The organism is Ignavibacteriales bacterium (assembly GCA_016214905.1).
GTDB lineage: Bacteria > Bacteroidota > Ignavibacteria > UBA10030 > SZUA-254 > PNNN01.
In genome coordinates this window covers 151,110-174,153 of record JACRMQ010000005.1, presented here as the reverse complement: position 1 = coordinate 174,153, position 23,044 = coordinate 151,110, and the positions used below count along the sequence as shown (strand labels likewise).

18 protein-coding genes are annotated in these 23,044 nt (G+C 40.6%); 13 read left to right on the top strand and 5 right to left on the bottom strand.

The window, feature by feature from the left end; translation table 11 throughout:
* Nucleotides 1-92 precede the first annotated feature (92 nt).
* On the bottom strand, nucleotides 93-1,994 hold the full coding sequence (locus HZB59_03585) for a tetratricopeptide repeat protein (protein ID MBI5020496.1): 1,902 nt from the start codon (nucleotides 1,992-1,994) through the stop codon (nucleotides 93-95).
* Between the two features lie 22 nt (nucleotides 1,995-2,016).
* Entirely contained in the window at nucleotides 2,017-3,279 is a 1,263-nt protein-coding gene (murA, locus tag HZB59_03580; protein ID MBI5020495.1) for a UDP-N-acetylglucosamine 1-carboxyvinyltransferase, read from the bottom strand.
* A gap of 160 nt (nucleotides 3,280-3,439) precedes the next feature.
* Between murA and hydA the strand changes: the two genes are divergently transcribed.
* The 13 genes from hydA (at nucleotide 3,440) to HZB59_03515 (ending at nucleotide 19,544) form a co-directional block, all read left to right on the top strand.
* Entirely contained in the window at nucleotides 3,440-4,822 is a 1,383-nt protein-coding gene (hydA, locus tag HZB59_03575; protein MBI5020494.1) for a dihydropyrimidinase, read from the top strand.
* A 228-nt stretch (nucleotides 4,823-5,050) separates the two neighbouring features.
* Nucleotides 5,051-5,431 carry a hypothetical protein gene (locus tag HZB59_03570; protein MBI5020493.1) on the top strand — a complete coding sequence of 127 codons (381 nt, stop codon included), beginning with the start codon at nucleotides 5,051-5,053 and terminating at the stop codon, nucleotides 5,429-5,431.
* A gap of 67 nt (nucleotides 5,432-5,498) precedes the next feature.
* On the top strand, nucleotides 5,499-5,882 hold the full coding sequence (locus tag HZB59_03565; GenBank protein ID MBI5020492.1) for a hypothetical protein: 384 nt from the start codon (nucleotides 5,499-5,501) through the stop codon (nucleotides 5,880-5,882).
* 296 nt (nucleotides 5,883-6,178) lie between these two features.
* Nucleotides 6,179-7,528 carry a type II secretion system F family protein gene (locus HZB59_03560; GenBank protein ID MBI5020491.1) on the top strand — a complete coding sequence of 450 codons (1,350 nt, stop codon included), beginning with the start codon at nucleotides 6,179-6,181 and terminating at the stop codon, nucleotides 7,526-7,528.
* Nucleotides 7,529-7,560: 32 nt separating this feature from the next.
* On the top strand, nucleotides 7,561-9,351 hold the full coding sequence (gene tadA / locus HZB59_03555) for a Flp pilus assembly complex ATPase component TadA (protein MBI5020490.1): 1,791 nt from the start codon (nucleotides 7,561-7,563) through the stop codon (nucleotides 9,349-9,351).
* An 80-nt stretch (nucleotides 9,352-9,431) separates the two neighbouring features.
* Nucleotides 9,432-10,043 (top strand): hypothetical protein, encoded by a 612-nt coding sequence (locus HZB59_03550; GenBank protein ID MBI5020489.1) that lies wholly within the window; start codon nucleotides 9,432-9,434, stop codon nucleotides 10,041-10,043.
* 12 nt (nucleotides 10,044-10,055) lie between these two features.
* Nucleotides 10,056-10,646, top strand: coding sequence for a hypothetical protein (locus tag HZB59_03545; GenBank protein MBI5020488.1), 591 nt, complete (start codon nucleotides 10,056-10,058; stop codon nucleotides 10,644-10,646).
* 27 nt (nucleotides 10,647-10,673) lie between these two features.
* A complete protein-coding gene (locus HZB59_03540) occupies nucleotides 10,674-11,696 on the top strand; it encodes a hypothetical protein (GenBank protein MBI5020487.1) in 1,023 nt (340 codons plus the stop codon).
* Between the two features lie 197 nt (nucleotides 11,697-11,893).
* Nucleotides 11,894-13,129 carry a PilT/PilU family type 4a pilus ATPase gene (locus tag HZB59_03535; protein ID MBI5020486.1) on the top strand — a complete coding sequence of 412 codons (1,236 nt, stop codon included), beginning with the start codon at nucleotides 11,894-11,896 and terminating at the stop codon, nucleotides 13,127-13,129.
* A gap of 24 nt (nucleotides 13,130-13,153) precedes the next feature.
* Entirely contained in the window at nucleotides 13,154-14,749 is a 1,596-nt protein-coding gene (locus HZB59_03530) for a hypothetical protein (protein ID MBI5020485.1), read from the top strand.
* A gap of 34 nt (nucleotides 14,750-14,783) precedes the next feature.
* A complete protein-coding gene (locus tag HZB59_03525) occupies nucleotides 14,784-15,668 on the top strand; it encodes a hypothetical protein (protein MBI5020484.1) in 885 nt (294 codons plus the stop codon).
* Between the two features lie 19 nt (nucleotides 15,669-15,687).
* Nucleotides 15,688-16,956 carry a type II and III secretion system protein gene (locus HZB59_03520; protein ID MBI5020483.1) on the top strand — a complete coding sequence of 423 codons (1,269 nt, stop codon included), beginning with the start codon at nucleotides 15,688-15,690 and terminating at the stop codon, nucleotides 16,954-16,956.
* Between the two features lie 32 nt (nucleotides 16,957-16,988).
* Nucleotides 16,989-19,544: an Ig-like domain-containing protein gene (locus tag HZB59_03515; GenBank protein ID MBI5020482.1), complete on the top strand. Its 2,556-nt coding sequence runs from the start codon at nucleotides 16,989-16,991 to the stop codon at nucleotides 19,542-19,544.
* Between the two features lie 72 nt (nucleotides 19,545-19,616).
* On the opposite strand, the gene hemL is transcribed toward HZB59_03515, so the two are convergent.
* The 3 genes from hemL to hemB all read right to left on the bottom strand — a co-directional run bounded on the left by hemL (nucleotide 19,617) and on the right by hemB (nucleotide 23,031).
* Nucleotides 19,617-20,912 carry a glutamate-1-semialdehyde 2,1-aminomutase gene (gene hemL / locus HZB59_03510; protein ID MBI5020481.1) on the bottom strand — a complete coding sequence of 432 codons (1,296 nt, stop codon included), beginning with the start codon at nucleotides 20,910-20,912 and terminating at the stop codon, nucleotides 19,617-19,619.
* A 154-nt stretch (nucleotides 20,913-21,066) separates the two neighbouring features.
* Nucleotides 21,067-22,047: an SDR family oxidoreductase gene (locus HZB59_03505; GenBank protein ID MBI5020480.1), complete on the bottom strand. Its 981-nt coding sequence runs from the start codon at nucleotides 22,045-22,047 to the stop codon at nucleotides 21,067-21,069.
* Between the two features lie 9 nt (nucleotides 22,048-22,056).
* Nucleotides 22,057-23,031 (bottom strand): porphobilinogen synthase, encoded by a 975-nt coding sequence (gene hemB / locus HZB59_03500; GenBank protein MBI5020479.1) that lies wholly within the window; start codon nucleotides 23,029-23,031, stop codon nucleotides 22,057-22,059.
* Nucleotides 23,032-23,044: the final 13 nt, after the last annotated feature.

Sequence of the window (23,044 nt, the reverse complement as noted above, 5' to 3'; positions counted from 1 at the left end):
ATTCCTTTAATATAAATTAATGAGAAAGTGCCTCAATATCGCCAAATTTTGGTAGAAAAGCAAAGATAATAAATTAAGGTCTGTTCGGAATGTTACTTATCCGATTTGGAGCCAAGCAGAATATTTTTTAACTGAACCATATCGGTCGGTATTTTCCCAAAACTTTCTCCGCGCTCAATCATGATCAACGCGCTGTCGGTTTTCCCTATCATAGAGTATATTTTTCCAAGATTGAAATATGCGGAAGCATAATCCGGTTTGATGCGGACAGATTGCAGCAACGATTGTATCGCGTTTTCTCGGTTATTCAGATTTGCGTACAGTAATCCCAATCGTTCATGAATGCGGTATGAAATTGAATCTTTATTCAACGCTTGAAGGTAAGTGTTGATTGCGCTGTCGGGAAGACTCAGTTGTTCGAACAACGCGGCTAATTCGATGTAACGATTCTCGTTTTTTGGTTCAAGTGAAATAAGTGTTCTACACACCGAGACAGCTTCGGGTATTTTTCCCGATATGTAATAAGTCTGTCTCAACTTTGAATATCCTAAAAAATCATCAGGTTTTAATTCGATATATTTTTTTAAGAGAATAATTGATCGGTCGTATTCTTGCTTGTCGAAATAGTGTCCTGCAAGATTAAAGTATGATCGACTCGCGGTCGGAGCTTTCTCGATAGCATTAAGCCATAACGATTCGCTATTTTTCCAAACAGGAACTTGCAAAAAGGAAGAAATTGTAAAGGCAATTACCAACAATATTACCGCTATTCTTGTTGTAAGGAAATTCTTTCCGATGTTGATACTTGAAATAAGCGTTACAAAAACGAAAGCAAATCCAACCATCGGTGTGTAAAGGCGATGTTCGAGAATCGGAACAGCCAATGGTATAATATTTAAAGATGGTATCAAACCGACGCCAATCCATAGCAAAGCAAAACTAAAAACATTTTTTTGGCGTAAAGAGAAAATAAATAAAATTGAGAGCGTGATCGTAACGATCAACGCTATTATATTCCATGGAGATTCGAGCCAGAGCAATTGGTCGAGTGGATGCTCAACCGATAAATTTATTGGAGCAAGAAGCAATTTAATATTTTCTGTAAGTATAGCCGGAAGAATCTGAACCCGACTCCAGAACGGAAGTTTACCGTACATCTCTTCCGCGCCAATCATTTTCCCCAAAAGTAAAATTCGGATAAGAAGATAAATGATCAACGGAGATAACAACAGTGAGAATTTTTTAATCTTAATCTTTGTGAATAATAATTGAAGAGGTTCTTTTTTTATGACAAGTTCGTATAAAGGTATCAATGCGAGATAAAACGCGGCTGATTCCTTAGTGAACAAGGCGAGAGAAAAAGCAACGACGCTCAGAATAAAATATCGGTTCGATTTTTCTTCAACTTCATAATGCAGATGATACCAATAAATCATCAAAACGACGAAGAGCGCGAGGAGAATATCATTTCTGCCCGCAATCCACGCAACCGATTCAACATTTATGGGATGGACGGCGAAAAATAAAGCGGCAATTAAGGCGAGCCATATTTGTTTAGAAAGAGAGTTAAATAGAAAAAAAATGAATGCTACTGTTATCAGATGTAAGATGATGTTTGTGGCATGATATCCTGCCGGATTTAGTTTCCAAATTTGATAGTCGAGGATATAGCTTATTAAAAGTATCGGACGGTAATAGATGCTTTCTTGTCGCCATGATGTAAATGCACTGGTCGAGAACGAGGCAATGATATTTCCCGGATTTTTTAGGAATGATTCGTTCTGGGAAACAAGGTAGTAATCATCGTAATTGACAAAATCGTATGTGACGGTAATTCCGTAAATGAATAGAGTGCATAAAGATAGAATGAATAATTGTTTCCAGTAAGTCCGAAAAACAGAGAGTGTCTTATTCATTTGCGGTGATTCGGTATTCACCGCTTCAGATAAAAGCGTCTCGCGATAATCTCTCGGATCGGGTTCTAATTCTTGCATTAAAAAATGATCGGAAATAAAATTAATATTCTTTACCGGAAACTCTTCTTATTTTTGCCCCGAGTGTCTGCAATTTTTTCTCTAATCGTTCATATCCGCGATCGAGGTGATAAACGCGGAGGACTTCAGTCTTTCCTTTTGCTATCAGTCCGGCTAGTACCAAGCTTGCAGAGGCACGCAGGTCGGTCGACATTACCTTTGCGGCTTTAAGTTGTTTCACTCCCTTAACTATTGCAGTGTTCCGGTTTAATTCAATGTTGGCGCCAAGTCGGATTAATTCAGGTACATGTTTAAATCTGTCGAAGTATATCGTATCGGTAATCACTGATGATCCCTTTGCAACCGACATTAGTGACAACCATTGCGCTTGCATGTCGGTTGGAAATCCCGGATATACCGCAGTTGTAACATCAACAGGATTAGGATTTTTTGGTGATTGAATTTTTATCCAATCCGATCCTATTTGTAATCTCGAGCCTGCTTTTTCCAATTTCGCCAAAAGGGAAGAGAGATGGTTTGGATTGCAATTTTCGATTTTGATCTTGCTACCGGTCAGCGCGGCGGCTATTAAAAATGTTCCGGCTTCAATTCTATCGGGAATCATACTTTCATTAACAGGATGCAACGCATCAACCCCTTCGATTTCTAACCGTGTCGTTCCGATACCGTCGATGCGCGCCCCCATCTTGATCAAAAATTCTGTGAGAGCGATTATTTCCGGTTCGATGGCTGCGTTTTCAATCACCGATGTTCCTTTTGCAAGAGCAGCCGCCATCATCACATTCCCTGTGGCGCCGACACTTGAAACATCAAAAGCAATCCGCGCACCCTTCAATCTGTTTGCCTTCGCGATGATATATCCCTGATCGATCTCGATCTTCGCGCCCAACTTCCTTATTCCTTCAATATGAAGATTAACAGGTCGCGGTCCCCACGCGCAACCACCGGGTAATGAAACCTTCGCGTATCCATATCTTGATACGAGCGGACCTAAAACATAAATTGAAGCACGCATTTTCTTCACTTGCTCATAGGGAGCTTCGAACTTATTCACGCGAAATGTATTTATCGATAGGGACTGATTATGCTTATCTGAATCCACACCCATCATTTCGAGGAGCTTCGACATGGTAGAAATGTCGCGAAGTTCGGGCATGTTATCGAACTGATATTTTCCGCTGGCTAAAAGCGTTGCAGGCATGAGCGCCAATGCCGCATTTTTTGAACCGCCAATTTTTACACACCCATTAAGTGTATTTCCTCCAGTAATGATGAATTTATCCACGCGCTTATCCTTTTCCAATTAATATTGTTATTCTGACTTTAAGTAGATTCACCTTCATCGAAAATATACGTCAAACCGAACGGAAAAGCAATCCTTGACTATAGATTTAAAATCAGTTACTTTCTCATATCGAAAAAATATTTCAAAGGAATATGGATTAATGGCATTATTGATAAAGAATGGAACAATTATAACAGCGGAATCTGTTTCGCAGCAAGATATTTTAATAGAAGATGAAAAAATATCACGTATTGAACCAAATATATATTTAGATGAAGTTGAGTCAATCGATGCGGAAGGAAAATATGTTATACCCGGTGGCGTGGATGTGCACACGCATCTCGATATGGTGTTGGGTAATATTGTTTCTCGCGATGACTTTGAAACAGGAACCCGTGCCGCCGCTTTTGGTGGAACGACTACTATAATAGATTATGCAACACAATCGCGAGGAATGCGAATGCAAAATGCTCTGGAACTCTGGCATAGCAAAGCTTCTGGTAAATCATCTATAGATTATAGTTTTCATATGATTGTTACAGAATTGGGGAATTCATTCGACGAAGATATCAAATATCTTATGAGCGAAGGTGTTACCAGTTTTAAATTATTCATGGCGTATCCCGGATCGTTGATGGTAGATGATGAAACGATTTTTCAAGCTCTAAAAATTTCAAACGAGTACGGAGGATTAATTTGTCTGCACGCAGAGGATGGAAATGATATTGAGGCACGTGTTAAGCAAGCTCTTGGAGCTGGGAATATATCACCTAAATATCATGCGTTAACGCGTCCCCCATCAACTGAAGCGATTGCGGTGAAGAGAGCGATCGACCTTGCGGCAAAAGCCGAAGCGCCTTTATATATTGTTCACGTTTCTTCATCCGATGCGTTAAAAGAAATTGAGGAAGGAAAACAAATGAATTTTCCGGTTCTTGGAGAAACATGTCCGCAGTATTTGTTCCTATCGACGAATGATATTGATAAACCAAATTTTGAAGGTGCGAAGTATGTATTTACACCTCCAGTGCGTGAACAGAATCATCAAGAAGCATTATGGGAAGGATTAAGATTGAATACTCTTGATGTAGTTGCAACGGATCATTGTCCTTTTAATTTTATTGGGGACAAAGAACTTGGACGTGATAATTTTTCAAAAATTCCGAATGGCGGACCTGGGATTGAAAATAGACTGCATTTACTTTTCGAAGGTGGTGTAAATAATAGAAGAATTTCTTTGAATCGTTGGGTCGATCTTGTTTCAACCCGACCGGCGAAAATATTCGGTTTGTATCCTAAAAAAGGGACTATAACAGTTGGTAGTGACGCCGATATTACAATTTGGGATCCTACCAAAAAACATCGAATTTCTTCAAGTACTCATCATATGAGAGTCGACTACAATATGTATGAGGGAGTAGAAATCAGAGGAGATGCTTCAGTTGTTCTTTCCCGTGGTAAAGTTATTGTCGCGGATAGAACGTGGAGAGGGAGTTCAAATCATGGCAGATTCTTAGCGAGGGGTGTGTCGGATATTAGATAATAACCTTTGATCATCCAATAACCAGTAATTATTTCTTATCATCAGGTAGAAATTACCTTTGTCTTTTTATCTGTAATCCGATACTTTTTAATATTATCTAAAATTTCATCGTTTTCAACAATTTTACCATTTTTTTATGGAGCTTTCATGTTTGGCATATCAATTGAGACCATAGAGGTAAGACAAAATAATTGAGCGATAAAATATAACTAATGATGGATAAAAAAAATGGGACAGCAACAATTGCTACTTTTAATACTTGGAGTAATCATAGTCGGAATAGCGATAGCTGTGGGTGTAACAATGTTTAGCGCTCAGAGTACTGAATCGAATAAAGATGGAATAACCAGCGGCTTGATGAGTGTAGCAGCGAACGCATATGAATATAAAATTAGACCCAGAACACTTGGTGGTGGGCTTCCATCGTATGTAGGTTATTCTGTACCGGTAAAGTTGCAATCCGATGAGAACGGTGCGTATCAGGTATTTGGATCAGTAACAGCTACACAAATACAAATACGCGGAACTTCATCTCAAAATTCAAGCTGGAATGCAACATGCACAATAGATAGTATGGGTAAAGCATCTATAAGTTATAACGGTTGGTAGAACACAAAAATTTATTTAATTATTAAACATCAAATAACACACAACAACAATCTAAAGGAGATTTATTATGGGTCAGCAACAACTTCTACTTATCATACTCGGCGTTATAATCGTCGGTATAGCCATCGCAGTTGGTATTTCACAATTCGGTGCACACAGTACACAAGCGAATAAAGACGGTGTTACATCGAGCTTGGTAAATATTGCAGCTAATGCATACCAATATAAAATTCGTCCGACAACCATGGGCGGAGGCGGTGGATCGTATGTTAATTATACTGTACCAACTAAGATGGCATCGGATGATAACGGTACTTACACAATTCAAACTGCCGGAACTGCCACAACAATCGTTTTCCGTGGTGTCTCATCGCTCAGTTCAAGCTATACCTCAGATTGTACGGTTGATTCGACCGGAAAGACAACTCTGTCATATAGTTCGGGCTGGTAATTAATATAGTATAGCTTTGGCATCTCAAATTATAGATGAGATGTTCTGGAGCGCCGATATATTTGCTTTGCCAGATGTAACAGGACGATGATCCTCGAAATCTGGCAAAGCATTTTTGTCTTAGGTGATTGAAAGCAACCAATTGTGATCTGGTTAATATACAGGTTGCTTTTTAAAAAAATGTAACGTAGATTGCTTCGGCAAAAGATATCGTCGCCGATTGATACAACAAGCAAGGTCGATAGGGTCGGACGAGCAGTTGTAAAATAGTAGAAAAATAGAAACGGAGTGGTTCAATGCCTGAATTTCGGATAGAGGGTATCTCGACTTCTGGAAAAGCGATACAGGGAATTATAGAAGCCGAGAATCCTCGTGTTGCAAAACAAAAATCGCAGCAAATGGCTGCGACGAGAAAATTTAAGTTGCTACGTGTTCTGCCGCGTGCTACATTCTTATATAAAGTTCAGCGTGGCGGAGAAAAACCGTTGCTGGGTGAGCAAAAAGCTTTCACCAAAGAGGAAGTTCAGGATGCCCTTTCCAAAATGGGATTCCGTGTTCTCAGCGTGCGGAAGAAGACAGTTGATTTTAAAATTAAACCTCCCAACGCAGAAATTGTCACATTCGTTCGGGTAAGCGCAGATCTCATCCGTCAGAAATTACCATACAATGAGATTTTACAACTTATGGTAAATGACATCGAAAATAAAACTCTCCGCGATTCTATCCGTGAAATCAATAATGAATTGAAACAAGGTAAAGACAGCGAGAAAGTTTTTGTTAAACAAGAAGGGGTGTTGGGCAGATTTGCCGCGCACATGCTAGGGCTAGCGTCAAAGAGCGGAAATATGGCTGAGATTTACGATAGCACGGCGAAATTCCTTGAGCGACGCGCTGAATTCAAAAAAAACCTAAAGAGCGCACTCATCATGCCCGCAGTAACGCTGGTAGCATTGTTCGGTGCTTGCGTTTATTATGTGGGATTCATTTTCCCGGATATGGCTGAAGTCTTTGTCAGATTAAAAGTGGATATGCGTCAGTTTCCTATGACCTACTATTCATTGCAAATGAGTTATTTTCTTCAAGATAATTTTCTTGTCATACTCATCCTCACGCTGATACCGATTGTGTTTGCAATCCGATTTTTTACTACTGAGAGAGGAAGATTTATTCTCGATCAATACATATGGAAAATCCCGGTGTTAGGTTCTTTGCTCCATAAATCGGCAATCGAAATTTTTTGCCGTGTATTTTATGCTTTATATAGCGGGGCAGGTGAGAACATCGACGTGATCAGGATGGCTGCCGAAGCGTGCAGTAATAAATATATGGAACACCAGATAAAAACAATTGCAATTCCGATGATGGTTGAAAGAGGCGCCGGCATCACCGAGGCGTTCGAGGCAAGCAACGTTTTCACTAAAACAGCGATATCCCGTTTCCATTCCGGCGCTGAAACCGGTACTGTAAAACACACCGCATTACAGCTCGCCGAGTATTATGAAAAAGAAACAAATTATAAAATGAGAAACGCGATCGATTTTATCCAACTTTGGGTGAATATGATAATCATGATCGTATTGACTTTATTGACACTCGTATCTTCTGAAACGGCTACATTCCACCCAAGTAGCATGGGTGGTAAATGATTGACGGTACTATGTAATTTTGGACAAATAAAATGGCAGATGTTGATATTACCGATAAAATAGGTTACACGCTTCTGAAGAAGGGTATCATAGATTATGAAACTCTTGAAAGATCGCTTCGTGTGCGCGAAAGTGAAGATAAGAAAACACGTCGCAATCTGGGGCAAATATTAGTAACCGATTTTCGAATAGATCACGATCTGGTTTTTCGGGAAGTCGCCAATCTCTATGCCTTTCGAGAAATTTACCTGAGCGATGAACTCGTCGATCCGCCGCGGATTGAATTTATTAAAAAATATGTAGATACTTTACCTGAAAATTACCGCGATCTTCTGATTCAGACTAAAATGTTGCCGCTGAAGTTTGATGAAAAGCAACCGGATAAATTAATAATAATTGCAGGAGATCCAACCGATCGAAACATACCATCGGTGGCAAGAAATTTTGGCGTGAAAAAATATGAGGTTTGTTACTGCAGGATGAAAGACTTGCAGAACCTGTTAGAACAAGTAGTGCCGCCCGAGAATGAATTTCTTAAGTTGCTTGCGAATGCCGACGTTCAGTTACAAACTGGTGTGGAAGATGAGGGGAGCGTTGATGAGGAAACACTCGAAAGTGAAATTAACAAAAGCGCTCTTGTCAATTTGGTGGAAGGATGTCTGGTCGAAGCAGTTCGGTCCGGATCGAGCGATATTCATATAATCGGGAAAGAAGGTAACAGGACCGAAATCCTGATGCGGCTCGATGGCAATTTGAAAATATGGCATGTCCAGGAAAATACAATGCCTGAAGCAGTTGCTGCCGTTGTAAAAGACCGATCGAAAAATGTTGATCGGTTTGAGCGTGAAATGTCGCAGGACGGTTTTATCCAGCGAACAATCGACGGGCACCAGATCCGTTTCAGAGTTTCAATCATGCCGATCGTTGGTACCGAGTTCAAACATAAATTCGAAAGTATTGTTATCCGTGTTTTAGATGACCGTAAAGTTATCACCGATCTCAACAAACTCGGTCTTCAAGGACCGGCGCGCGACTTTTTCTACAAAGCAATTTCCAAACCTCAAGGAATTGTGATATTAACAGGTCCAACCGGAAGTGGAAAAAGTACAACACTGATTGCCGCACTCCATCAAGTCATAGATCCGACTGTAAACGTTTTAACGGTCGAAGATCCTGTAGAATATATAATTAAAGGTGCAAGGCAGTTAAAAATTGGACCGAAGATGGATTTCGATCTTGCGATACGCGGTATTCTCCGTCACGATCCTGATATTGTGCTGGTTGGTGAGATGCGCGATAAAACTACAGCCGAAATAGCTGTGAAGCTTGCAAACACGGGACATCTGACATTTTCAACATTGCACACAAACGATGCACCGAGCGCAATTTCACGTCTGTTTAAAATGGGGATAGAACCTTTTCTGATCGCGTATGCTATAAATATTGTGGTCGCACAAAGGTTGATAAGAACCTTATGTCCACTTTGTAAAAAACCTATGAAGATGACCGAGAAAGATAAGGAAATATTCAATAAGTTCGGATTTACCGATGAAATGATAAAGAGTGCTACATTTTATGCCCCGGTCGGATGTGAAAAATGTAATGGTGGCTGGAAAGGGCGGGCGGCCATCCACGAAGCATTATATTTTACACGTGAAATTAAACAATTGATAGTAACCGCAGGAGACGAAGTTGATGAGAATGCGCTTCGTGAACAAGCGATCAAAGACGGAATGTGGACATTGCGCCGCTCAGGTATGGAAAGAATGATGGAAGGGGCCACAACATTAGAAGAAATAATTGCTACTACAACGGAAGATTGAGTTCCATATGATATTTATCACAATTGGGTTGAATGTCGCAAGTAACTGAAGTAACTTGATTAAAAAGAAATAGTAATCTTATGAATACCGGACAACTGCTTCTAGTAATTGGCGCATTAACACTTCTATCGATTGTATCGATGTCTGTGAATTCACTGATAATCAGCAAAACAACGACTATTCTACAAGCTGAAGCCTCGCTCGCGGCAACTTCAATAGCACAATCTATGCTCGATGAAATTTTAACCGCTCAATTCGATTCGGCTACAGTGATAAACAAAGTATTCCCGGGACAAGAGTCAAAATTTACAACAATTGCTCGTCTGGGACCTGAGGTTGGAATTACCACAAATGAGCCGAGGAATGAAGTTAATTTAGTTCCTCAACCAGAACCACCCGATACTTCGATTAGCTATCGCTCCGCTATTTATTATAATGATATAGATGATTATCATAACTATCGACGTTATTATTATTCACAATCGTTGGGTCTTTTTACTGTAAAAGTCACAGTAATTTATGTTACAGAGTCAAATCCGGATATCCAATCGGGTTCACAGACATTTTTAAAAAAAGTAAATGTTTATGTACGTCATAGGAACCTTGCAGTCGACGATAGAAATTATGATGAGTGGGCAAGCCCTTATTATCTTCAACTCTCTGATATAGCCATATACCGGCGTTATTTATAAAAGGAGATATATATGACAGTGATGTTGGATATAATATTTGCTTCCGTGATTGCGGGAATGATAATTCTAATGGTGATGAATGTAAATATCAATCTATCGGATGAAAACTATCGCGGAATGGTAGAGTTCAATACTCAGATGGAAACTATTCAACTTGCCCGTATTATAGAATTCGATTTCTATAAAGTTGGTTATACAATCACAGGTGCCGCCCGACCTGCAATAACAATTGCGGAGAGTTCACATATTAAATTTAAAACCAACCTTAAAGACATTTCGGGTGCTACTGACATTGTGGAATATGGGCTGGGTGATTATGTTTTAAATTCAAAAAATCCTCTGGATAAAATGTTGTTCCGCATAGAAAATATTACAAAAGTTTATATTAATTACAGCGTTATTGATTTTTCACTGGCTTACTTTGATTCGACAGATACAAAACTCGTATTTCCTATAACGGGAGCGAATCTCGATAAGATTAGGTCCGTAAAAATACGATTACGATTAGAGAGTCCCGAACCCTTTGACACAACTCGAGCAGGAGGTAGATCATATACTCATGCTATGTATCAAAAATTAATTTATCCTAGAAATTTACAGTAATATGAAGGAGTTATAGTTATGGGGAAAATGGCATTATTGATTGTGTTAGGTCTATCTGTGGTTGTTGGAATTATTTCGTTCAATATTAATCGATCTAAGAACCAACTATCGGAAAACGTTACGGGCTTCATGAAGTATTCAACTTCCAGAAACATCGCCCATACAGGAGTTAACTTGCTGTTGCGCCGACTGGATACAAATGATTCATCGGTCGTAAATCCACTCGAACGAAATGAAATAGCAAAAATAGTCCCGAGTGTAATGGCTGGGAAATGCACTGTTACTGTTCAGGTAGTAGATCCCGTGACAAGAAAATTGTTTGACATGACGAGCAGAGCTTTTTACATGGACACGATATATAGAATGAAACTGCGTTTATCGCGATCTCCGAAACCATTTCCAAAAATAAATTCTGCAGTTGGTTTATGTTCAGACGGATTTCAACTAAACTTCAACGGTAATCCACATATCTACGGTGAAAACTATAATATGAATGGTACCCGAGGTAATTCGGCTTTAGATACTAACGGTGTTTCTGTTATTTCAAAAGCTGAAAGTTTATTGATTGCCGGAAGTAGTGGATACATTACCGGAGATCCAAAAAAAATAATTGTGAATCCCCCTGACGATCCAGGTTCTTATGTGCCGGAATATATAAGCAGCGCTGATGTTGTTTTTGCAAATGGTAGTAATAATACTGGTAATTATGGTACTCCATCAACTCCAATTATTGGTTATGTGGATGGCAAAGCGAAGTTTGGTGGAGGTGGTAAGTTCTATGGTGTTTTAATAGTTCATGGTGATATAGATTTTGTTGGAACTTTCGATTTCTATGGGCTGGTTATTGCCTACAGCGAAAATACCACTGTTGAAGTTTCATCTGCTACCGGCACACCTCAAATTTGGGGTGCAGTTTTGGCTACTGGACCTTCGGGTAGTAGCTTGACGATGAAGGGAACTGCCGATATCCGTTATAGCGTTGAAGCACTTCAGATGGCAACATTTATAAATAAGATGCAAGCATACAGAGTTGTTTCATGGTATGAATAAGTTTCGTTGAATAGGCAGAAAAAATTCGCCTCGAAATGGGTAAATCAAGTATAATTTCGAGGCATTTTTTATTTGTATGGAAATTTTTTTCGTTTTTTTAAAAAATTTGACAAGAATTAAACTTTTGCATATATTACACGCCATGAATGTATATGCAGCTATCTGATAGGAGTTAAAGTTTAGCTTGAGAGAGAAATATGATTGAAGAAGCAAAGTCGATAATAAAACAGATAGTAAGCAACATCCCCGAAACATCATACGGCGTCGAACGCCAAATGTTGATCGGTGATCTGGTTGCCCGTCAATCTCAAGAAGAACGGGTGATTATTAAGCGGATGTTCGATAGTTTTCTGATGCGAATGTTCGAAATCTCCGCTTCCGATATTGATCTTGGAGGATTTGGAAGCCAAGGAAAAATTTGGTACCGCATTCACGGCACAAAGAAACCCGATCCAACTCTTCCTGCTTTCACATTCGATGAAATGAATGTACTTATCCAGAGTATTCTGCTTGAACGACAAAGACAATTTTTATATGAAAATCGAAACCTTGATTTTTCATACACAATTTTCGAAAATGATCAAATGCATCGGTTCAGGGCTGATACTTACTTCGATCTGGATCAGATAGCGCTAAATCTTCGCGCAATCAATGCCGAAGTTCGTCCATACAAATCGCTCGAATTTCATCCCAATGTTACAAAAGTTTTAAGTCTGGCTCACACGAAGGAAGGGCTTATTTTAGTCACGGGTATAACCGGCTCAGGTAAAAGTTCAACCCTGGATAGCATTCTCGATATGAATAACCACCAGATCGATGCTCATGCTGTGGTCATTGCCTCGCCTGTTGAATACGTGCATCGATCTGATCGTTGTATCATCAGGCATCGGGAAGTAGGGCGTGATGTGCTTTCATTTAAGGAAGGTACGGTACAATCGCTTCGCCAGGATCCTGATATTATTATCATCGGTGAGCTTCGTGATCCCGATACTATTCTTACGGCGCTCGAGGTGACAGACAGCGGTCATAAAGTATTTTCCACGCTACATACATCATCAGCAGTCGATAGTATTGACAGAATAATCGGCGAGGTGCCCCCCATCGAACAAGAGCGCGTCCGCCTGCGATTGGCCGACGTTTTACAATGTGTTATGTCTCAAAAATTAGTACCCAGCTTAGATAAGAAACGTGTACTTGCGAAGGAAATTATGATTGCAACTCCATCTGTACGAGCCGCGATTAAGAATACCAACACGGGAGAGATATACCAGATGATGTCCGAATCGGGCGAACTCGGAATGTGCACGATGGAACAAGATTTAAAAAGATTATATCTACAACGAAAAATATCTCTCGAGGTAGCAATGAACTTTGCGAACAACAAGAGACGTTTGCAGCAATTGTTGAATATCGCGACTACGAGCGATAAATAATCGGAGACAAACTAAGGAAATTTTATGGCTTCACTACGCGGCAGAAAATCTTCGGCAATCGGTATTTTTGTAGACGGGCTTGAACTTAAGCTCGCGAAATTATCGATCAAAAAAGGAAATGTTGTAATAGACGAACTACAATCTGCTTCGCTTGTTACCAAACTGGAGGAGCGACAGGTTGCTAATGTCGATCTGGATAATCTCTCCGATACAGGCGAAACATTTGCTTTAGGCAGCACCGAGCAAGCGACGGATAGTTCCGGAAACAATAGTAATGTTCTTTTAGGTTTAATCTCTAAATACAATACGAATGATTATGTATTTAGCTATTCGATAACCGAGCCGAGCATTTATTATCACACACTTGAAAGCGATTTCGGGTTGGAGAAAAAAAAGCTTAAACAACGTATTCTTGATGAATTAAGAAGCGTTCGTGCTGTTCAACCCGCTCCAGATGCGATCGATCATTTTTATTCGGTTGAAAAAAATCTCGTTTGTGTTGTGCGCGAAGACGGTGTATCGTTGCTCAATCTTTTAGAAGATATTAAACCGTTTTTGGGTAAACGTCTTCCGCGGATTTCATTGATCGAGATCGGTGATGTTGCACTGATGAACCTCACGCGGGCAAATTATGGTTTCGCGCCGGAGGAGATTACAACAATCATTTATATCGGCGCAGAATTTACCCGTCTTATCTTCATGAAGGGAACGGAATTTTTCCATTTCGCGCCTGTTCTTGGAGAAGGTTATGATTCTCCGAATATTCAGAACACTGTCTACAGTCGCTTGCTTCTCGAACAAGATAACATGGGAATTCCCCGTATCGATAAAATATTCATAGCGGGTGAAAGTAAAAAAATTAACTTCGAAGAGTTCATGAAGGAACAACTTCCGGATGTGGCAATTCAATATTTGCTCACACCCCAGCTCGACGCAACATCCCTTCCCCCCGAGATCCAGCTGCAGATACCCGAATTTGCAATACCAATAGCTACAGCGTGGAAAGTTTTAGACGACGATCATCCCGGATTTTATCCGACCAATTTATTGCCCGAAGCCGTTCGCGAAGGTCAGCGTGCGTTTAAACTTGCCTGGCACGGGTACGTGCTTCTTATGCTGGTATTTCTATCATCATTCTTTTTCACTACTAGGTATGCAACAGTTCAGCGTGAAATTACACTCAGGCAAAGAACGCTTTCACAATTACAGGATAAAATTGGTGAGAATGAAAAAATGAAAACCGCAATCGGCGGTCTCGAAGAGCAAATAAATCGCTTCAACACGGCACTCGCGGTTTACGATTCTCTGATCCCCGGCGCCGACAGGTGGAATAAAACCATCGCCCAGTTAACCAAGGGTGTCGATGATTTAGGGGCGACATGGATTACCGAGTTGCGTGCGCAACCGGGCGGAGCAATGGCAATTCAAGGTTTTGCTCTTTACCGAGGTAGAATTCCGCGTATTGCCGCGCTCTTTGAAAATTCGACTTTAACAAAAGTAGAAGTTCGAGAAATTAGACCAAATACACCTCCGGTGTATAATTTTATGATTTCAATTCCTCCGCAAATCGAAAAACCTGCAGAATCAGAACAACCACCTGCGGATGGAACAAAAAAATAATTACGATAATGAATAAAAACAATCGGAGATTCCTTTGTCATACATAGTACGCAATACAGTTGTCTTAAGCATTTTTCTTGTGCTCATACTGGCAGTGGGATTATTTTTTACATCTCTCTCACTTCCGAAGAAGCTTAAGAATATTGAATTGGAGATCAGGCGTATTGAAGTCGAGTTGCAAAATACTCCAGATCTTGCGAATACATACAATACGGTATCGGCGCGGCTTGTTGAAATAAAGAAGCGTTGGGAAACCCGTAATAAAGATGTCCCCCCACGTGATATTACCGGTGAAACGTACGGATATTTTAACCGCACGATGGATATCAGCGGTGAGATTAAAATGGACATGACTTATGTCGGTCCAAGAGATTTTGGAAGTTTCGGGTACAATGTTTATTCGTTAAAAGGAGAAGGACCATTCCGTAATCTTTATAATTTTATCTGGCTTACGGAAAGCGGAAAGAGGCTATTCAAAGTTGCAAATCTCACGCTTCGTGGGTACGAATCGAAATCGGCAACTACGAATGAAACAAAAATTCTGGTTTTGTTCGAGATGGAAGTACAGGCATACTATTCTTCGATGCCTGAATTGAATAATGCTCCGGGCATGATTACGGCAATGCAAAAATCACTCGGAATGAATCCGTTCCATCCGTTAATTTTGCACGAAATTCCACCACCGCAAGCGGATGAAATTGAAGTTGAGCGCTCAATTTTGAAAGCAGTCATTCCGGGTAAAGCGTTTATTGTAGATCAGAATCAGAAGTCACGAACATTAGAAGAAGGCGATAAAGTATATCTCGGTTACGTCACACGCATCCTGCCGAACGAAGGTAAGGTGGAATGTTTATTGAATCGTGGTGGTGTTGCCGAACGTTATGAACTAAATATTCAACAAGGTCAACCGCTTAAGTAAGTTAAATTACGGAGAATACATGAAAAAGAACTATATATTTCTATTTGCTCTTTGTTTGTTATTCGTTCAAGCATCTTTTGGTCAGGCACGTGATGCGCGATTAAAAACGAAGGGATATGTGAACCCGCAGGAAATTGTTTCACTCGATTCAACAATGCGAATGGATCAAGCTCTGCTTGTAATAAATGAATTGAGTAAACAATTTGCCGGGAAAATAATAATCGATTTAGAAAAAAGAAAAGGTCCGATCGGAGTGTATGTGGTGAATCAACACTGGCGCGACGCGCTGGATATGATTTTATCACGCAACGGTATGATGTATGTTGAAGAGGCTGATTACATCCGGATTATGCAAGCAGGAGCGGCACCGCAAGTAGAACGAGGTGCCGGCGGAGCAATCCCCGGAGAACCACCGCCGACTCTTGATAGCCGCGATGTGAAAATATCAGCTGTTTTCTTTAGTACCGATATAACAAAAATGCAAGAATTCGGCATAAGCTGGCATTTCTTCAGAAATAAGGGAAAAGAACCGCTCGAAGAATTTTATCTATCTTCAGGATTGGGGCTCGGCGATTCAACCGGACATGTTCCAGCAATGTCAAGAAAATCTAAGTCACAGATGAATATTCCTCCATTGAGCACTGGAATTGGAGTTCTGGAATCACCTCCTGAATTTAAGTTTGCCAACATTGATGCGTTAATAAAATTTTTCGGTACAAACCAACTGGGTGAAGTATTAACCAGCCCCGATATAATTGTACGAAACGGTAAGCCGGGAAGAATTCAGGTTGGAAAAGATATTTTTATAACTTCTCGTGATATCGCCGGCAATACAATCAACCAACTGATATCCACGGGAACGATAATAGAAGTTACACCGGCAATTTACACACAATCTGATACTGACTTTGTTTACCTCAATATGACAATTGAACAAAGCGAATCTGCGCCCGGTGCAACAGGTCCAGAAATTTCTCGTAATCAGGTAAAGACACATACATTGCTTTATGACGGGGAAGAAACGGTTATCGGCGGATTAATCCGGACACAGGAAGTCAACAGCAGAGAAGGAATTCCTTTCTTAAAAGATTTACCTTGGTGGTTCCTTGGATTAAGATATTTGTTCGGCTCAGATGTAAAATACAATTCGAAGGCTGAATTGATAATTCTTTTAAAAGTTGAATTGCTCCAGCCGATACGCGAAAGAATGCTGAATCGGACAACGCGACAAGAGATAATAAATAATAAACGCAAAGCCAATGCGCGCGATTTCGAAAAAAATCCATGATGATGACTTCTATTTTGTAAAGGAAATTACTTATGAAATCAAAAATTATACTTGGTCTTTTAGTTGTCCTCTTTGCTCTCACATTGTGGGGGTGCAAGGATACACCACCAACGAGTGCCGGTGGGTCTTCCACGATACAGGGATATGTTTATGATGTGATTACAGGGAGTTATTTACAAAATGTCTCCACTATTCTTACAACAGAGGCGAAGAGTGAAACTACGTTTACCGGGACTGATGGTTTATTTCTGTTTAAAGTAGATTTATCGAAACTCCAAAATCAAACTGCTACCGTCAGCATTCAGAAATTCGGATATTTATCCGAATCGTTTTCAATATCTGTCGCTAAAGATACAACATTGAGTGTCGGTTTAACTCTCGATTACTCATCGGCGGGAGTGATAGTAGGTGTTGTTAGAGATAGTGCAACAAGTTATCCTTTACGCGACACAAAAGTGCACCTTACTGTACCCGGAGCCGATACTTCAGTGATTACAGGTGTGGATGGAAGCTATAGACTCTCGGCAGATTTAGTCGATCTTCAATCGCTCAGTGCTCTGGTTACCGTGGAGAAATCAGGTTACCGCACAAAGCAACTTCCGGTTGCATTAACCCGCGGTCAAACCAATAATATGGGAAATGTTCTGCTACGAGTAGATGCAGGATCAACCGCTGGGCAGTTAATGGGACGTGTGTTGGATAATAAAACCCGTTTACCAATTACCGATGCCAATTTAATCCTTACTGCTGGAAGTTTGATTGATACATCCAATACTTCGATTAACGGTGATTTCTCTTTCACCATCGACCTTGCAGGCCTGACGCTTCTGAACGGGCAGTTGAGAGTATCTAATCCCGGATATATAACAAGAACATTCAACATCATAATAGAAAAAGGAAAAACCCTCGAAGTTGAAATTATTCTTGATAGAGACACTACTGCTTCGTCTGCACTTATATCAGGCGTATTGCGGGATAGTCTAACGTTGTATCCGTTGCGAAGCGGCACACTCTTACTTACTTTACCGGGTGTGGTTGATTCTGTAATAACACCTACTGATGGATCGTTCCGTCTAACTGCCGATCTGGTTGATCGCGATTCGATGCCTGTTTTAATCACAGCATACAAAGCAGGTTATAGAACTAAACGCTTTACGTTCACAATTTATCGCGGACAATCAACCGACCTCGGAGATGTATTGCTGGTAGTAGATGCGGCATCAACTGTTGCTCAACTTGTTGGGCGGGTATTCGATTCACAATCAAGGTTGCCGCTAACAAACGCAAATGTTACTTTGTATTCAAATCTGCTTGTTGATAGTTTGCAAACAACTTTCAGTGGAGAATATTCTTTCTCAATCAATTTAAATGGCTTACCGTCATTACCCGGACTGCTAAAGGTAGAAAAGTCGGGTTATAAGCAACAATCACTTAACTTCAGTGTAGACGCAGGTAAACAATTGTCTAACGATTTTTACCTTGTTCGCGATACAACAACTGGCATACGGGATTCAAGTGACTCAGGTTTGTATGCTCGGTCTATCGCTTTATTGAGTATCAGCGCACGTGAGATTTCGGTGTATGGAGTAGGTGGCACTGAATCTTCCATAATCACATGGGAAGTACGCGACTCGCTCGGTTTCCCAATTGATATCGATCATCGTGACACCATTGAGTTCCAATTGATAGGCGAGCCGGTAGCTGGCGGAGCTTATGTTACACCGCAACGTGCAGTCACAAATGTATCGGGCCGTGTTGCAACAACAGTGAACAGCGGAACAAAATCAGGTGTCATGCAATTTGTGGCAAAACTTTATCGCGAGCGTGACAGCGTTTGGATTTATTCAACACCGGTCATCATTACGGTCAATGCCGGATTGCCGGATCAAGTCCATTTCACAGTCGCTGCTCATAGATATAACTTCCCAGCCTATGACTGGCTTGGTAGGACCGATGCGATCACGGTTCAGGTTGGGGATAAATACAGTAATCCGGTTAAATCTAATACTGCGGTTTATTTCAGCACAACAGGCGGAATCATCGGTGCTTCCGGATTTACGGATAAGGTAACGGGACAGGCGACAGTTCAGCTTCAAAGCGGTAATCCACATCCGCCGGATACGATCTATGGTGTTCCAAACATGGCTAAAATTGCTGCCGTTACTATAGGTGAAAATGGTATTGCGGTTCACGATACCATTGTAATTCTCTTCTCAGGATGGTCTCAAATCAGTGAGGTCAACGCTGATAGTTTTAATGTGTCTAGAGGTGGTAGATCGAGCAGGATATACTATAAAGTGTCTGATAGATTTGGTAATCCGTTATCCTCCGGCACGCATATAACGATTAGTCTGCAATATACTCCTCCGCCAAATAGTCAGGTTAATTTGAGTGTTACAGGTTTTGTTGATGTAACTCTTGGTGACACTCAGGCGCGGGGTCTCGGAACAACTGATTTCTGGTTTGAGGTGGTCGATCAAACGCAAGGAGGAGTTTCGTCGGCGATTCCGTGTAATGTAATCATCAAAGTGACAAGTGAAAATGGTAATCCACCGGATGTCTCAATTCCTGGAATTATAGGAGGCTAACCTCCTAATAAGAGTAATAAAAAAAGCCATCTCGTTTATACGGGATGGCTTTTTTAATAACAGTTGGTCGCTTTATCTTTTAAAGATGCTTTTAAGTGATTTGAAATTAGCTCTGACAGTTTTATCTATCATCTCATCTGTATGAGCAATCGAGACGAAAGCCGCTTCAAATTGCGATGGAGGAAGATAAATTCCGCTATCCAACATTTCCCGGAAATAAGATCCGAATAACTTTGTATCTGAACTGCGAGCCGAATCTGCGTCGGTTACTTTCTTATTAGTGAAGAATAAAGTGAACATTGAACCTACACGATTAACTACAAAATTCAAATTCAGCTTATCGAAATTTTCTTTAAATCCTTCTTCAATGTGTTTCGAGGATTGTTCAAGATGTTTATATATCGATTTATTTTTATCAAGGATTGAAAGCATCTCAAATCCCGCCGCCATAGCTAGAGGATTCCCGGATAACGTTCCTGCCTGATACATCGGACCGTTCGGTGCAACCATTTCCATAATTTCGCGTTTCCCGCCATAAGCGCCAACAGGTAAACCGCCGCCGATTATTTTTCCGAGTGTGGTCAGATCGGGTTTGATTTTGTACAGCTCCTGAGCACCACCTGGTGCAACCCGGAATCCTGTCATCACCTCGTCGAAAATTAAAACTATATTTTCCTTTGTGCAGATCGATCTCAATGATTCAAGAAATCCATTTTTAGGAGGAATGCATCCCATATTTCCGACGATAGGTTCTACAATGATGGCAGCGATTTGATTTTTATTTTCAGCGACAATTTTTTTCACCGAATCGATGTTATTAAATGCAGCATTCAAAGTGTCGGCGGCAGTAGATTTTGTTACGCCGGGACTATCCGGAGTGCCGAATGTTGTCGCACCCGAACCGGCTTTGATTAAGAAAGAATCTGCATGACCATGATAACATCCATCAAATTTAATTATCTTTTCTCTTCCTGTATATGCGCGTGCTAAACGTATTGCGCTCATTGTTGCTTCAGTCCCGGAGTTAACCATCCTCAGCATTTCTATTGACGGAACCATATTAGTGATAAGCTGTGCGATTTTCACTTCAAGCTCGGTGGGCGCGCCAAAACTTGTTCCATGTTTGGCTTTTTCACGAATGGCTTTAATAATCGATGGATGAGAATGACCTAATATCATAGGTCCCCACGAGCCGATGTAATCGATGTATTTATTACCGTCAACATCCCAAAGATTTGCACCTTTGGCACGGGCGATAAAACGAGGTGTAATGCCGACAGATTTGAAAGCACGGACAGGTGAATTTACCCCACCGGGAATGAATTTCTTTGCATTCTCAAATAGTTTGATTGATTTTGTTGATTTCATACTGATTTTAAAAAATATGTAAGATTGTAATGATTGTAAAGATTAAATTTGGATATAATTTACAACCCAAGAAGCAGAATCCCAAATCCAATATTGAATATTGAACATCACAACTTCCGCCTACGTCCTACGGACTTCGACGGGCAGGCACATCTTATAACATCCCATTCTTCTTATACCATTCATACGCTTCCAATATTGCATTCTCAATCGGTTGTAGCTTGTAACCAAATTCTCTGGTTGCTTTTTCATACGAACACCAATTGTATGCAAGAATGTTTTTCGCGATGGTGGGTGTCAATGGTAATTCAACTCCGGGCAGATGAGATAATCTTTGTGAAACAACCGCAACTGATTTTATTAACCAACCGGGTAATTTAATCTTTGGGCATTTACCGTTTGTCAAAGTTGCGATGTGTTGAAACAGTTGTTTGTGTGTGAGGTTCTCGCCTCCTAAAATGTATCGCTCACCTTTTTTACCGATTCGTGCTGCAGAGATATGTCCGGCAACTACATCTCTTATTCCAACAACATTTACTCCACCGTCGGCATAGAATGGAATTTTACCCAATTTAATATCTCTCACAAATTGTCCGCCATGAATGTTTAAATCTCCGGCTCCAATGATTATACTCGGATTTACGATTGTTGCGTTAAGTCCGTTTCCGACTCCATTCAATACTTCAAGTTCTGCAAGATGTTTTGTATACCGGTAAGGTATATTTTCACCCCAATTATAGTTGGTATTTTCGTTCGTGAGAGTTCCATCTGTTGTGTAACCGAGTGCACCGATGGTACTTGTATGAATTAATTTTTCAACACCGGATTCCATACAAGCTTCAACAACATTTCGCGTTCCTTCTACATTGATCTCGAAATGCTTTTTTTGTTTTTGTTTGAAAAAGGAAATTAAAGCTGCGGTATGAAAAACAGTATCGCATCCTCTGATAGCATTGAGGATGGAGGTCTTGTCGAGAATATCACCGATAACATGAACGGCATTTATTCCCGAAAGATTATCGATGTTGGAACCGGAACGGTGAAATGCTTTTACACTGAATCCGAGACGGACAAGCTCGATAACAAGATTTGATCCGATGAATCCGTTAGAACCGGTAACAAGAATATTTTTCACAAAGATATTTTAAAGGAGCTTTGCAGCTTCTTTCGCATGATACGTTAAGACCATATCTGCACCGGCGCGTTTGATGCTCGTTAATATTTCCATCATTACACGCTGCTCATCTATCCATCCAAGTTTTCCGGCGGCTTTCACCATTGAAAATTCACCGCTGACATTATAAGCGGCGGTCGGCATGCGAAATGTATCTTTCACTCGTCTAATAACATCAAGATAAGACAAGGCAGGTTTTACCATCACGATGTCTGCACCTTCTTCAATGTCGGTTTGAACTTCTCTGATTGCTTCATCGGAATTTGCCGGATCCATCTGGTGTGAACGCCGGTCACCAAATTTAGGTGTGCTTTCTGCCGCTTCACGGAATGGCCCATAAAAACCTGAAGCATACTTTGCTGCGTACGACATGATAGGAATATTATCGAAATGATTTGCATCAAGAATGGATCTGATTGCCTGAACGCGCCCATCGAACATATCCGAGGGTGCAATCATATCAGCGCCTGCTTGTGCGTGTGTGAGCGCTTCTTTTGCAAGCAATTCAATGGAGGCATCATTTACAATTTCTTCGCCGCGAACGATTCCGCAATGTCCGTGAGACGTGTATTCACACAAACAAACGTCTGTGATGACGACAATTTCGGGGACTTCTTTTTTTATTGTGCGGACTGTTTGTTGAATTATACCGTCCGTATCGTAAGCGCCAGTACCAACTTCATCTTTTTGTGATGGAATTCCGAAAAGAATCACAGCCGGAATCCCCAAAGATTTAACTTCTTCACACTCTTTTACGATATTATCAATTGACATTTGATAAACACCCGGCATTGAAGAAATTTCTTTTTTGATATTTTTACCGGGAACGGAAAAAAGAGGATAAATAAAATCGTTCTTTGAGAGTTCAGTTTCGCGAACCATTGATCGGAGTAACGGAGTCATTCTGGTTCGTCTGTGCCGAGTAAATTTTGCTGGATTATTCATACTGTATCCTTTA

Coding starts and splice junctions, on each gene's coding strand:
- HZB59_03585 (MBI5020496.1), bottom strand. CDS start 1,994: ATGCAAGAATTAGAACCCGATCCGAGAGATTATCGCGAGACGCTTTTA.
- hydA (MBI5020494.1), top strand. CDS start 3,440: ATGGCATTATTGATAAAGAATGGAACAATTATAACAGCGGAATCTGTT.
- HZB59_03570 (MBI5020493.1), top strand. CDS start 5,051: ATGGGACAGCAACAATTGCTACTTTTAATACTTGGAGTAATCATAGTC.
- HZB59_03565 (MBI5020492.1), top strand. CDS start 5,499: ATGGGTCAGCAACAACTTCTACTTATCATACTCGGCGTTATAATCGTC.
- HZB59_03560 (MBI5020491.1), top strand. CDS start 6,179: ATGCCTGAATTTCGGATAGAGGGTATCTCGACTTCTGGAAAAGCGATA.
- tadA (MBI5020490.1), top strand. CDS start 7,561: ATGGCAGATGTTGATATTACCGATAAAATAGGTTACACGCTTCTGAAG.
- HZB59_03550 (MBI5020489.1), top strand. CDS start 9,432: ATGAATACCGGACAACTGCTTCTAGTAATTGGCGCATTAACACTTCTA.
- HZB59_03545 (MBI5020488.1), top strand. CDS start 10,056: ATGACAGTGATGTTGGATATAATATTTGCTTCCGTGATTGCGGGAATG.
- HZB59_03540 (MBI5020487.1), top strand. CDS start 10,674: ATGGCATTATTGATTGTGTTAGGTCTATCTGTGGTTGTTGGAATTATT.
- HZB59_03535 (MBI5020486.1), top strand. CDS start 11,894: ATGATTGAAGAAGCAAAGTCGATAATAAAACAGATAGTAAGCAACATC.
- HZB59_03530 (MBI5020485.1), top strand. CDS start 13,154: ATGGCTTCACTACGCGGCAGAAAATCTTCGGCAATCGGTATTTTTGTA.
- HZB59_03520 (MBI5020483.1), top strand. CDS start 15,688: ATGAAAAAGAACTATATATTTCTATTTGCTCTTTGTTTGTTATTCGTT.
- HZB59_03515 (MBI5020482.1), top strand. CDS start 16,989: ATGAAATCAAAAATTATACTTGGTCTTTTAGTTGTCCTCTTTGCTCTC.
- hemL (MBI5020481.1), bottom strand. CDS start 20,912: ATGAAATCAACAAAATCAATCAAACTATTTGAGAATGCAAAGAAATTC.
- hemB (MBI5020479.1), bottom strand. CDS start 23,031: ATGAATAATCCAGCAAAATTTACTCGGCACAGACGAACCAGAATGACT.